Below are 13,099 nucleotides of genomic sequence, written 5' to 3'. Positions count from 1 at the left end.
CGGCGGGCGGGGGGTACGGCGCCTCCCCGCCCGCCGCCGGCTGGTGCCGGCCCGGGTGCGGCCCTAGGAGGGCAGCTCCCTGAGCTGGATGTTGCGGAAGGACACCTGGTCGTCGGCGCCGTGGTTCTGGAGGCCGATGTGTCCGTCGCGCAGGCTGCGCGCCGGGTCGGTGTTCGTGAAGTCGTTGATCTTGACTCCGTTGAGGAACACCTGGAGCCGTTCTCCTTGGACCCGGATCTCATAGCTGTTCCACTGCCCCGGGGGCCGCAGGACCTGATCGCGGGCTTTGAGATTGGCCGACTTGAATCCGTAGACGGCGCCGGTGGTGCGGTCGGCGGCGTCGGTGGCGTCGATCTGGATCTCGTAGCCCTTGTTCACCGCGGACCAGGGGTCGTCGGAGGCGGGGAAGCCGACGAAGACGCCGGAGTTGTCGTCGCCGGCCAGTTTCCAGTCGAGTTTGAGGGAGTACGCCGTGAGGTTCTTGGCCTGGTACCACAGCAGTCCCATGCCGCCTTCGGTGCGCAGTTCGCCGTCGGCGACCGTGAAGCTGCCGGGTCCTGCCTGCTTCCAGCCGTCGAGGGTGTGGCCGTTGAACAGGTCGCGGTAGCCGGTGCGCGGGGTGCAGTCGGCGCGGACTTGGCCGGTGGCGTAGCGCAGGCCGCCCAGGAGGTGTTGACGGAAGGCCGGTTCGGTGTAGGACTCCTTGGTGTGGCCGCCGCCGGTGTAGAAGGAGCGGCCGCCTTGGTAGGTCTTGCACCAGGCGATGGGGTGGTCGCCCTTCATCGTGCCGCCCTGATAGGTGGTTTCGTCGAGGGTGGCGAGGATGCGGGCCTGGCCGCGGGGGTTGGTGCGGTAGTTGTACCACTCATCGGTGCGCTCCCACGGGCCGTCCAGGTGGGCGGTGGCGGGGTGCTGGTGGTCCTCGGTGCGTACGGTCGCCTTCTGGATGTGGGGGTGGGAGGCGAAGTGGGCGCCGACGAGGCTGCCGTAGAACTCCCAGTCGTATTCGGTGTCGGCGGCGGCGTGGATGCCCATGTAGCCGCCGCCGGTGGCGACGTAGTTCTCGAAAGCCTGCTGCTGTGCGGTGTCGAGGACGTCGCCGGTGGTGGAGAGGAAGACGACGGCGTCGTAGCGGGCGAGGTTGGGGGTGGTGAACTGGCGGGCTTCCTCGGTGGTGTCGATGGTGATGTCGTGTCCGGCGCCGAGTTCCTTGAGGGCGGTGATGCCGGAGGGGATGGAGTCGTGGCGGAAGCCGGCGGTCTTGGAGAAGACGAGGACACGTTTGGCGTTGCGGTTCAGGGGGGTGTTGGACAGGTCGAAGTCGTCGATGTCGTAGAGGGCGCCGGTGCCGCCCTTGAAGACGAGGAAGAGTTCGGTGGTCTTCTTCGGCAGCTGGCGCAGGGGGACGTCGATGTTCTGGAAGGTTTCCCAGCCGCCGGTGACGGGGATGGCGGCGGAGCCGTGGAGGGTGCCGGTCGGGGATCCGGTGCGGACTTCGAGGAAGCCGCCGGCGCCGCCGGAGGAGATGCGGGCGGTGAGCTTGGTGGAGCCGGTGAGGCGGTAGGGCTTGAAGGAGATCCAGTCGCCGTTGTCGATGTCGCCGACGGTCTTGCCGCCGTTGGCGGTGGTCTTGTCGTAGGTGCGGATGCCGGACTGGGCGCCGTAGTGCTCGGCCTGCCGGTGGCGGGGCTGGAGCTGGGCCTGGTCGTGGCTGGTGAGTGGGGCCTGTCCGCCGCCTCCGCCGTCGGTGTATTGGGCGTCGAAGACGCCGAAGATGTTGGCGTTGGGGTCGTGGCCTCCGTCGGCGGAGGTTTTGATCGTCCCGGTGCAGCCGTGGGCGGAGGTGACGGGGTGGCCGTGGCTGTCGTGGCCGAGGATGTACGTCACCTTCACCTTGGCGCAGTCGATGGTGCCGTCTTCGGGGTCGGTGACGGTGACCTTGAAGGGGATGTCGTCGCCGAAGCGGAAGAGGGTGCCGTCCGCGGGGAGGTCGAGGGTCACCTTGGGGGCGGTGTTGCCGACGACGACGTGGACGGATGCGGAGCCGGTGCGGCCGGAGGGGTCACGGGCGGTGACGGTGGCGACGTAGGTGCCGTTGGTGCGGTAGGTGTGGGTGGGGTGGGCGGTGGTGGAGGTGGTGGTGCCGTCGCCGAAGTCCCAGTGGTAGGTGAGGGTGTCGCCGTCGGCGTCGCTGGTGCCGGCGGAGGAGAAGGCGACGCGCAGGGGTGCGGTGCCGGAGGTCTTGTTGGCGGTGGCTTCGGCGACGGGTGAGCGGCCTCCGGTGGCGTTTTCGATGCGGTAGAGCCCGGAGTTGTGGTCGCCGCCGAACCACGCGGTGCCGTAGTCGAGGACGTACAGCGCTCCGTCGGGTCCGAAGGCCATGTCCATGATCTGGGTGCCGGTCCAGGGGACGGGGTTGATGGTCTGGACGGCTCCGTCGGCGCCGTGTTCGATGCGCTTGATCCAGCGGCGGCCGAATTCGCCGGCGAAGAAGTCGCCGTCGTACGCCTCGGGGAACTTCACCGGTGAGGTGGAGGTGGCGTCGTAGCGGTAGACCGGGCCGCCCATCGGTGATTCCGATCCGGAGCCGAATTCGGGTACGGATCCGCCGTCGTACGGGATCCAGGCGGGCTCGGCCTTCGGCAGGTCGACGAGGCCGGTGTTGTGCGGGGAGTCGTTCTTGGGGGCGGCGCAGTCGAAGGTGGCGCCGGATGTCTTGGTGGCGAAGTCGTAGTCGACGTACGGGGCGTTGTCGCCGGTGCAGAAGGGCCAGCCGAAGTTGCCGGGTTTGGTGACGCGGGCGAATTCGACCTGGCCGGCGGGGCCGCGCTTGGGGTCGGCGGCGCCGGCGTCGGGGCCATAGTCGCCGACGTACAGGATGCCGGTCTTCTTGTCGACGCTGAACCGGAAGGGGTTGCGGAAGCCCATGGCGTAGATCTCGGGGCGGGTCTTGGTGGTGCCGGGGGCGAAAAGGTTGCCGTCGGGGACGGTGTACGAGCCGTCTTCGGCGACCTTGATGCGCAGGATCTTGCCGCGGAGGTCGTTGGTGTTGCCGGAGGTGCGGCGGGCGTCGTAGGCGGGGTTGCGGCCGGGGCGTTCGTCGATGGGGGTGAAGCCGTCGGAGGCGAAGGGGTTGGAGTCGTCGCCGGTGGAGAGGTACAGGTTTCCCTGGGCGTCGAAGTCGATGTCTCCGCCGACGTGGCAGCAGATGCCGCGGGTGGCGGGGATGTCGATGACCTTCTTCTCGCTGGCGTTGTCGAGGGTGCCGTCCGCCTTCAGGGTGAAGCGGGAGAGGCGGTTGACGCCGTCGTATGGGGCGAAGTCGGCGGCGGTGCCGTCGTTGGGGGCGTCGCCGGCGGGGGTGGTGAGGGGCGGTGCGTAGTAGAGGTAGAGGGCCTTGGTCCGGGCGAAGTCGGGGTCTAGGCCGATGCCTTGCAGGCCTTCCTCGTCGTGGGAGTAGACGGGGATGGTGCCGATGACCTTGGTGTTGCCGGCGGCGTCGGTGCGGCGGAGTTCTCCGTTGCGGGAGGTGTGCAGGACGCTGCGGTCGGGCAGGACGGCGAGCGACATGGGTTCGCCGACTTCCTCGGCGCCCTTGGCGAGGGTGATCTGCTGGAACTCCTCGGCTGCGGCGGGCGTGGGGGTGGCGGTCGCGGTCGGTGCGGCGCTCAGGGTGAATGAGGTCAGTGCGAGCAGGGCGCCGCTGAGGAGGGCGAGGGGCCTGCGGAAGCCGAGTGCGCGGCGGGAGCTGGGTGCGCTGCGGGGGCTGGGCGCGCTGTGGGGGCTGGGGAAGCCACGTGCCCCGCGGGCTGCGAAAGGCCCATGGGACGTGGGTGGCTGGGGCGGCTGGGCTGCTCGGTCTCGGGGCCTTTTTCTGTGCACGGGTGTCCTCCGGAAGGAGCCGGGCGCACGGGGGCGCCAGGGTCGTCGTACGGGCGGGTTGCGCCGGGATGTCCGGGGACCGGCGTGCGCCGTCACGCTGGTCGGAGCAATGAGTCGGAGCTCTGAGGTGCCGGTGGGTCACATGGGGGCGGTGCGTCACGCAGGCTCACGGTGACCTGTACACCTCAGGGACGGTAGCGGGGTTCGTCCGGGTCCGAAAGCCCTTGCGCGCAGAGGCGGTTGGACTTTTCACCGGGTCAGGACAAAGCCGCCCCGCGGCAGGCCGGACCGGCCCGGTGGCGGCCGCACCACCCGGCGGTGACCTGCGACGATGGGTGGCGGTTTCTAGTCGGCGCTCCCGAAGGCGGCATCGAAGGAGGCAGCCGGCGGGTCGAAGTCATAGCGCTTGAGGGTAGTAAGCGCTTGCGGCGCGCCGGTCATCCGGTCCATTCCGGCGTCCTCCCACTCGACCGAGACCGGGCCGTCGTAGCGGATGGACCGCAGCATCCGGAAGACGTCCTCCCAGGGGACGTCGCCGTGTCCGGCCGACACGAAGTCCCAGCCGCGCCGTGGATCGCCCCACGGCAGGTGCGATCCGAGGCGTCCGTTGCGCCCGTCGAGGCGCCGCCGGGCCTCCTTGCAGTCGACGTGGTAGATCCGGTCCCGGAAGTCGTAGAGGAAGCCGACCGGGTCTATGTCCTGCCAGACGAAGTGGCTGGGGTCGAAGTTCAGGCCGAAGGCGGGCCGCCGTCCCACCGCGTCCAGGGCGCGCCGGGTGGTCCAGTAGTCGTAGGCGATCTCGCTCGGGTGGACCTCGTGGGCGAAGCGCACGCCCTCGGCGTCGAAGACGTCGAGGATCGGGTTCCAGCGTTCGGCGAAGTCCTCGTAGCCGCGCTCGATCATCCGCTCGGGGACAGGCGGGAACATCGCCACGAGGTGCCAGATGGACGAGCCGGTGAAGCCGACGACGGTACGTATTCCGAAGGCGGCCGCGGCCCTGGCGGTGTCGGCGAGCTCGCGCGCCGCCCGCTGCCGTACGCCCTCGGGGTCGCCGTCGCCCCAGATCCGGGCGGGGACGATGGCCTGGTGCCGTTCGTCGATGGGGTGGTCGCAGACGGCCTGCCCGACGAGGTGGTTGGAGACGGCCCAGCACGTCAGGCCGTACTTCTCCAGGAGCGCACGTCGTCCGTCCAGGTAGGCGGGGTCGGTGAGGGCCTTGTCGACCTCGAAGTGGTCGCCCCAGCAGGCGAGTTCGAGGCCGTCGTAGCCGAAGTCACGGGCCAGTCGGCAGACCTCCTCCAGGGGAAGGTCGGCCCACTGGCCGGTGAAGAGGGTGAAGGGACGGGGCACTGCGGACCTCCTAGGCGGGTGCGATGGGTGAGGCGGGTGAGGCGGCCGGTGAGGGCTTTACGACCGAGGCGCCTGAGGCGGGATCGGTGACCGAGGCCGGTTTGGCGTCTGAGGCGTCTGAGGCGCGACGTGCGACGGACGCGGGCACGGTGACAGGGGTGTACACGGCGTTGTTCCGTGCGCTCTCCTCGACGGCGGCCAGTACCCGCTGGACCTGGAGGCCGTCCGCGAACGACGGCGCCGGGGCGGCGCCGGAGGCGATCGCGAGCACCAGGTCGCGGGCCTGGTGGGCGAAGGTGTGCTCGTAGCCCAGTGCGTGGCCCGGCGGCCACCAGGCCTCCAGGTAGGGGTGGCCGGGTTCGGTGACCAGGATCCGGCGGAAGCCGGCGGAAGCGGCCGGTTCGGTGTGGTCGTGGAAGAAGAGTTCGTTGAGGCGTTCCAGGTCGAAGGCGAGCGAGCCCTTCTCGCCGTTGATTTCCAGGCGCAGGGCGTTCTTGCGGCCGGCCGCCATGCGGGTGGCTTCGAAGGAGGCCAGGGCGCCGGAGGCGAGGCGGCCGGTGAACAGTGCGGCGTCGTCGACGGTCACCGTCCCGTACGCGCCCGTTGTCTCCGGTGACGCCCCGGACAGCCCTGCCGAGGCTCCGGCCAGCAGCGGCCGGCGCCGTACGAAGGTCTCGGTGAGCGCCGACACTCCGACGACCGGCTCGCCCGCCAGGTACTGCGCGAGGTCGACGGCGTGTGCGCCGAGGTCGCCGAGTGCGCCCGAGCCGGCGTGTTCCCGCTCCAGGCGCCAGGTCAGCGGGAACGCCGGGTCGACGAGCCAGTCCTGGAGGTAGGTGATGCGGACGTGGCGCAGCGCCCCGAGCCGTCCTTCGGCGATGAGTCCGCGGGCGTGGGTGAGGGCGGGCACACGGCGGTAGTTGAAGCCGACCATGGCGGCCTGGCCGTGTGCGGCGGCGCGTTCGGCGGCGGCGGCCATCGCCTCGGCTTCGGCGACCGTGTTGGCGAGGGGTTTCTCGCACAGGACGTGTTTGCCCGCTTCCAGGGCGGCGATCGCGATCTCCGCATGGCTGTCGCCGGGGGTGCAGACGTCGACGAGCTGGACGTCGTCGCGGGCGACGAGGTCGCGCCAGTCGGTCTCGGCCGCGGCCCAGCCGTGCCGGTCGGCGGCGGCGCGTACGGCCACGGCGTCGCGGCCGCCGATGGCGGCGAGAACGGGGCGCAGCGGCAGGTCGAAGACGCGGCCCACGGTGCGCCATCCCTGGGAGTGGGCGGCGCCCATGAAGGCGTAGCCGACCATGCCGACGCCGAGTGCCGGCGGTGTGTCGGCGCTGTCGCTCTGTTCCATACGGATTCCTCCTCGTCGGTGTACGCGGTGGGGCCGGGGCGGCCCGGCGGCGGCCGCGGCGCCGGTGCCCTTCGGCGCTGCCGCCAGTGCTCCGCGTGGGCTCAGCTGAAGCCCGTGGGCAGGTATTCGTCGACGTTGTCCTTGGTGACGACGGCCGAGTAGAGGGTGATGGAGGCGGGGATCTCCAGCTCGGACAGGCCGGCCACGCCCTTCTTCTGGGCGAGTGCGCGGGCCAGGTCGATGGCGGAGGCGGCCATGGTCGGCGGGTAGAGGACCGTGGCCTTGAGGACGCTGTTGTCGGCCTTGATGGCGTCCATGGCGGACTTGGCGCCGGCGCCGCCGACCATCAGGAACTCCTTGCGGCCTGCCTGGGCGATGGCGCGCAGCGCGCCTACGCCCTGGTCGTCGTCGTGGTTCCACAGGGCGTCGAACTGGCTCTGGGCCTGGAGCAGTTGGGCCATTTTGGCCTGGCCGGACTCGACGGTGAACTCGGCGGCCTGGCGGGCGACTTTGGTGATGTTGGGGTAGTTCTTGAGGGCGTCGTCGAAGCCCTGGGTGCGCTGTTTGGTGAGTTCCAGGCTGTCCAGGCCGGCGAGTTCGACGACCTTGGCGCCGGGCTTGTTTTTGAGTTTCTCGCCGATGAAGCGGCCGGCGTTGAGGCCCATGCCGTAGTTGTCGCCGCCTATCCAGCAGCGGTAGGCCTGCGGGGAGGCGAAGACGCGGTCGAGGTTGACGACGGGTATGCCGGCTTTCATGGCCTGGAGGCCGACCTGGGTGAGGGCCTTGCCGTCGGCGGGCAGGATCACCAGCACGTCGACCTTCTTGTTGATCAGGGTTTGGATCTGGCCGATCTGGGCGGCGGTGTCGTTGGAGCCTTCGGTGATCTCCAGGGTCACCTCGGAGTACTTCTTGGCGCGTTCCTTGGCGTTCTGGTTGATGGCGTTGAGCCAGCCGTGGTCGGCCTGGGGGCCGGCGAAGCCGATGGTGACGGGGGTGCCGGGCTTGTCGTCGGCGGCGGGTGCGTTGTTGGCGGCCGGTTCCTTCGCGCGGGGCTCGTTGCTGGTGCAGGCGGTGAGCAGCGCTCCGGCGGAGACGGCGGCGGTGCCGAAGAGCAGTCCTCTGCGACTGGGTGTTGGCATGGCGATCGGACCCTTCCGGGGAGGGGGTGGGTGTGGGGGTCTGTGGGCGGTGCGGAGTAGGGGCGGGCTCAGGTGCCGTCGGCGCGTGCGGTGCGGCGCTGGACGAGGACGGCGGCGACGATGATCGCGCCCTTGGCGATCTGCTGGACGTCGCTCTGCAGGTTGTTGAGGGCGAAGATGTTGGTGATGGTGGTGAAGACGAGGACGCCGAGGACGGAGCCGACGATGGTGCCGCGGCCCCCGCTGAGGAGGGTGCCGCCGATGATGGCGGCGGCGATGGCGTCGAGTTCGTAGAGGTTGCCGTTGGTGTTCTGGCCGGAGCCGGACAGGACGATCAGCAGGAACGCGGCGATGCCGCAGCACAGTCCGGACAGCAGGTAGAGGTAGAGGCGCTGGCGTCGGACGTCGATGCCGGCGAGGCGGGCGGCTTCGTCGTTGCCGCCGACGGCGACGGTGCGGCGCCCGAAGGTGGTGCGGCCGAGGATCAGCCAGCCGGCGAGGGTGACGGCGGCGAAGACGAGGACGAGCGGGGGGATGCCGAGGAGGTAGGCGTCGGGCAGTCCGAGGTCGAGGACGGACTGGACGGTGACGATCTGCGTGCGGCCGTCGGTGATCTGGAGGGCGAGTCCGCGTGCCGAGGCGAGCATGGCGAGGGTGGCGATGAAGGGGACCATGCCGCCGTACGCGATGAGCAGCCCGTTCACGAGGCCGCAGGCGAGGCCGACGACGACGGCGGTGAAGAGGATGCCCGCGAAGCCGTACTCCTGGGTGGCGAGGGTGGTTGCCCAGACGGAGGCGAGGGCGACGATCGCGCCGACCGACAGGTCGATGCCGCCGCTGGTGATGACGAAGGTCATGCCGACGGTGACGACGCCGATGACCGAGGCCTGGGTGAGGACGAGTTGGAGGTTGGAGGTGGCGAGGAACTCGGCGGGGCGGGTGAAGCCGCCGACCGCGATCAGTACGGCGAGGACACCGAGGAGGGAGAGGTTGCGGACATCGGCCTTGAGGCCGAGCGCCCGGCGCATCCGGGCCGACCGGCCGCCCTCCTGTGCGCAGGCCCCGGAGGCCGCGGACGTCGCGGAGTTCGCGGACGTCTTGGTGGTGGACACGGTCATGGCGTCGGGCTCCCTTCCATCACGAGGTCGAGTACGCGGTGTTCGTCGAGGTCCCGGGCGGGTGCCGTATGGACGACCCGGCCCTCCTTGAGCACCAGGACGCGGTCGGCGAGCCCGAGTACCTCGGGGATTTCGCTGGAGACGAGCAGGACGGCGAGTCCGTCGTCGGCGAGGCGCCGGATCACGGCGTAGAGCTCGGCGCGGGCGCCGACGTCGACGCCGCGGGTGGGTTCGTCGAGCAGGAGGACCCGGCAGCCGCGCAGCAGCCAGCGGGCGAGTACGGCTTTCTGCTGGTTGCCGCCGGAGAGGGTGCGGACGGGCGCGTCGGGGCGGTCGGGCCGCAGGGACAGGGCGCGGGTGGCGGTGCGGGCGGCGTCCCGTTCGGCCGTACGGTCCAGCCAGCCGGCGCGGGAGAAGCGGGAGAGGGAGGACACCGAGACGTTGCGGGTGACGGATTCGAGCAGGAGCAGGCCTTGGGCCTTGCGTTCCTCGGGGGCGAGGCCGAGGCCGGCGCGGACGGCGGCGCGGACGCTGCCGGGGCGCAGGGGTTTGCCGTCGACGAGGACCCGTCCGGCGGTGGGGGTGCGGGCTCCGTAGACCGTCTCCAGGATCTCGGAGCGTCCGGAGCCGACGAGTCCGGCGAGTCCGACGATTTCGCCGGGGCGCAGTTCCAGGTCGAGGGCGGCGAACTCGCCGTCGCGGGCGAGGCCTTCGACGGTGAGGACGGGGGCGGCGGCCGGCTGCGGCGGGGTGGGCGGCCGGTCGGGGAAGACGTATTCGACGTTCCGGCCGGTCATTATGGCAACGATGTCTTTGGTCGGGGTCTGCCGGGCGGGCAGTCCGACGGCGACGGCCCGGCCGTCCTTGAGGACGGTGACCCGGTCGCCGATGGTGCGGATCTCCTCCAGGCGGTGGGAGATGTAGACGACGGCGACGTTGTCGGCGGTGAGGGCCTCGACGATACGGAAGAGGTTGGCGACCTCGTCGGGGTCGAGGGCGGCGGACGGTTCGTCCATGACGATCAGGCGTACGTCGTGGGAGAGGGCGCGGGCCATGGAGACGATCTGCCGCTGGGCGGCGGAGAGTTGGGCGACGGGGGCGGCTGGGGCGATCTCCGGGTGGCCGAGTCGCTTCAGGAGGTCGGCCGTGGCGGTCCGGGCCGTGCGGGCGTGGACGACGAATCCGGCGGTGGTGGGCTCGTGTCCGAGGTGGACGTTCTCGGCGACGGACAGGCCTTCCACCAGGTCGAGTTCCTGGTAGATGGTGGCGATGCCGAGGCGCATGGCGGCGGTCGGGGTGGGGAGGACGACGGGGGTGCCGCGCCAGGTGATGCGGCCGCCGTCGGGCTGGTGGGCTCCGGCGAGGACTTTGATGAGGGTGGATTTGCCGGCTCCATTCTGGCCGAGGAGGCAGTGGACTTCGCCGGCCCGGACTTCCAGGTCGACGCCGTCGAGGGCGCGGACGCCGGGGAAGGACTTGGTGATGCCTTCCATGGTGAGCAGGGGCGGGGGTGCGGGTGGGGGCGGGGCCTGTTCGGGTGCCATTGGTGTTCCCCTCGGCGGGTGCGGGTTGCGCCTGAGCGGGTGGTCACGGGGGTGGGGCGGGGGTACGGACGTACGGAGATGCGCCGGTGCGGGGGGCGGTGGTGCACGTGGGGCAGAGGTACGCGTGGGGCAGAGGTACGCGTGGGGCAGAGGTCACAGCTGGGGCCAAGGTGGTCGCTGGGGCCGAGTTGGTCGCTGGGACACCGGCGGCGCGGCGGGCCCGGGCCGACGCCCGGTGGCCCCCCGCCCCGCCGGCCCCTCAGGCAGGTGAGAAGAGGTGGTCGCTGATGAGGCGGGCCGCGCCGGTCACGCCCGCCGTCTGGCCGAGTTCCCCAAGGACGATGGGGAGGTTGCCGGTGGCCAGGGGCAGGGACTGGCGGTAGACCTGGGTACGGACGCTGGCGAGGAGGTTGTGGCCGAGGCCGGTCACGCCGCCGCCGATGACGACGAGTCCGGGGTTGAAGAAGCTGACGAGTCCGGCGATGACCTGGCCGACCCGGTTGCCGCCCTCGCGGATCAGGGTGAGGGCGGTGGCGTCGCCCGCGGCGGCGGCCGCGGCGACATCGGCGGCGGTGAGGGTCCCGGCCGTGTCGAGACGGGCGGCGAGTTCCGGTGAGCGTCCGGTACGGGCCGCCTCCTCGGCGTCGCGGGCGAGCGCCGCGCCGCTGAAGTGGGCCTCCAGGCAGCCCTTGTTGCCGCAGGCGCAGTCGCGTCCGGCCGGGTCGACCTGGATGTGGCCGATGTCGCCGGCGCTGCCGGTCGTTCCGCGGTAGACCTCGCCGCCGACGACGATGCCGCAGCCGATGCCCGTACCGATCTTGACGCAGAGGAAGTCGGCGACGGAGCGGGCGACACCGGCGTGCTGCTCCCCCATCGCCATGAGGTTCACGTCGTTGTCGACCATGACCGGGCAGCCGAGTTCCTGGCTGAGCGCCTCCCGGACCGGGAAGCCGTCCCAGCCGGGCATGATCGGCGGGGCGACCGGGACGCCTTCGGGGAAGCGGACGGGGCCAGGGACGCCGATTCCCGCCCCGTCGAAGCCTTCGGCGAGGCCCGAGGCGCGGAGCTTGTTCGCCATCGACAGGGCTTGTTCGAAGACGGCGACGGGGCCCTCTCGGACGTCCATGGGGTGGTTGAGGTGTCCTAGCACCTCCAACTCGGCGTTGGTGACGGCGACATCGACCGACGTGGCCCCGATGTCGATGCCCAGGAAGCGGAGTTGGGGTGCGAGGCGGATGTTGTGTGAACGGCGCCCGCCGCGGGAGGCGGCGAGTCCGTCGGCGACGACGAGCCCGGTCTCCAGGAGCCGGTCGACCTCGACCGCGAGCTTGGAACGGGACAGGTCGATCTGATCGCCCAGCTGGGCACGGGAGTTGGGGCCGCCGTCGCGCAGCAGGCGCAGCAGGCGCGCCTGATGCGCGTTGGCCGGTCGTGCGGTCATGCGTCTCACGCGCCCCTCCCGCCTGCGGCTGCGGCTTCGGCCGTACTCGGCCTGGCTTTCGAGGGGAACGTAGCAGCGCTGTCCCGGGGTGGGAAGAAGTTGCGCAGCAATCACCGCGAACTTTCGCCGCACCGAGGACAAAGCGAGGGTCGGAGCTTCCGCCCGTGCGTCGACAGGGCCCGGTCAGGGGGTGCGTACGACCTGACCGCCGTAGGAGAGGTTGCCGCCGAAGCCGAAGAGCAGGGCCGGGGAGCCGGAGGGGATCTCACCGCGTTCGACGAGCTTGGACAGGGCCATCGGGATGGAGGCGGCCGAGGTGTTGCCGGAGTCGACGACGTCGCGGGCGACGACGGCGTTCACCGCGCCGATCTTCTGGGCGACCGGTTCGATGATGCGCAGGTTGGCCTGGTGCAGGACGACCGCGGCGAGGTCTTCGGGGGTGAGGCCGGCCCGGGCGCAGACCTGGCGGGCGATGGGCGGGAGCTGGGTGGTGGCCCAGCGGTAGACGCTCTGGCCTTCCTGGGCGAAGCGGGGCGGGGTGCCCTCGATGCGTACGGCGTGGCCCATCTCGGGGACCGAGCCCCACAGCACCGGGCCGATGCCGGGCTCTTCGCCGGGTGCGGTGGCCTCGACGACCGCGGCGCCGGCGCCGTCGCCGACGAGGACGCAGGTGGTGCGGTCGGTCCAGTCGACGATGTCGGCCATCTTGTCGGCCCCGATGACCAGGGCGCGGGTCGCCGATCCGGCGCGTACGGCGTGGTCGGCGGTGGCCAGGGCGTGGGTGAAACCGGCGCAGACGACGTTGAGGTCCATCGTGGCGGGCGCCGACATGCCGAGGCGCGCGGCGACGCGGGCGGCGGTGTTCGGCGAGCGGTCGATGGCGGTGGAGGTGGCGACGAGAACGAGGTCGATGTCGGTGGGGGCGAGTCCGGCGGAGGCGAGGGCCTTGGCGGCGGCGTGTGCGGCGAGCTCGTCGACGGGCTCGTCGGGTCCGGCGATGTGGCGGGTTTTGATACCGACCCGGGTGGTGATCCACTCGTCGCTCGTGTCGACCAACGCAGCCAGGTCCTCGTTGGTGAGGATCCGGGCGGGCTGGTAGTGCCCGAGTGCGGTGATTCGAGTTCCCGTGGTAAGCGTGCCCGTCATGCCCGGGACCCCCTTGGTTTGGCTGTGTGCGTCAGGAGCTCTCCAGTGTTGTCAGCGACTGATGGGTAACCGGGTGCGTGAACCACCAAGATTCGTGGGCAGCTGTTGGAGAGTCCACAACAAGAGGGGCA

8 protein-coding genes are annotated in these 13,099 nt (G+C 70.9%); all 8 read right to left on the bottom strand.

Going from position 1 to position 13,099, the window contains the following annotated elements; all coding sequences use genetic code 11:
• Window positions 1–63 precede the first annotated feature (63 nt).
• The 8 genes from ACZ7LT_RS13795 to ACZ7LT_RS13760 all read right to left on the bottom strand — a co-directional run bounded on the left by ACZ7LT_RS13795 (window position 64) and on the right by ACZ7LT_RS13760 (window position 12,968).
• Window positions 64–3,696, bottom strand: a complete 3,633-nt coding sequence (locus tag ACZ7LT_RS13795) for a ThuA domain-containing protein (RefSeq protein ID WP_471236357.1) — start codon at window positions 3,694–3,696, stop codon at window positions 64–66.
• A 531-nt stretch (window positions 3,697–4,227) separates the two neighbouring features.
• Window positions 4,228–5,232 (bottom strand): sugar phosphate isomerase/epimerase family protein, encoded by a 1,005-nt coding sequence (locus ACZ7LT_RS13790; RefSeq protein WP_471236211.1) that lies wholly within the window; start codon window positions 5,230–5,232, stop codon window positions 4,228–4,230.
• A 10-nt stretch (window positions 5,233–5,242) separates the two neighbouring features.
• Window positions 5,243–6,580, bottom strand: a complete 1,338-nt coding sequence (locus tag ACZ7LT_RS13785) for a Gfo/Idh/MocA family protein (RefSeq protein ID WP_471236210.1) — start codon at window positions 6,578–6,580, stop codon at window positions 5,243–5,245.
• Between the two features lie 101 nt (window positions 6,581–6,681).
• Window positions 6,682–7,719 carry a substrate-binding domain-containing protein gene (locus ACZ7LT_RS13780; RefSeq protein ID WP_471236209.1) on the bottom strand — a complete coding sequence of 346 codons (1,038 nt, stop codon included), beginning with the start codon at window positions 7,717–7,719 and terminating at the stop codon, window positions 6,682–6,684.
• 68 nt (window positions 7,720–7,787) lie between these two features.
• The gene (locus ACZ7LT_RS13775) at window positions 7,788–8,747 is read right to left on the bottom strand and encodes an ABC transporter permease (RefSeq protein ID WP_471236356.1); all 960 of its coding nucleotides are present in this window, start codon (window positions 8,745–8,747) and stop codon (window positions 7,788–7,790) included.
• A gap of 86 nt (window positions 8,748–8,833) precedes the next feature.
• Window positions 8,834–10,381: a sugar ABC transporter ATP-binding protein gene (locus ACZ7LT_RS13770; RefSeq protein WP_471236208.1), complete on the bottom strand. Its 1,548-nt coding sequence runs from the start codon at window positions 10,379–10,381 to the stop codon at window positions 8,834–8,836.
• 259 nt (window positions 10,382–10,640) lie between these two features.
• A complete protein-coding gene (locus ACZ7LT_RS13765) occupies window positions 10,641–11,822 on the bottom strand; it encodes an ROK family transcriptional regulator (RefSeq protein WP_471236206.1) in 1,182 nt (393 codons plus the stop codon).
• 183 nt (window positions 11,823–12,005) lie between these two features.
• Window positions 12,006–12,968 (bottom strand): beta-ketoacyl-ACP synthase III, encoded by a 963-nt coding sequence (locus tag ACZ7LT_RS13760; protein ID WP_471236205.1) that lies wholly within the window; start codon window positions 12,966–12,968, stop codon window positions 12,006–12,008.
• Window positions 12,969–13,099 lie beyond the last annotated feature (131 nt).

Source organism: Streptomyces sp. NPDC039465 (assembly GCF_055639315.1).
Note: the sequence above shows the minus strand (reverse complement) of the source record. Positions and strands in the feature narration are given on the sequence as shown.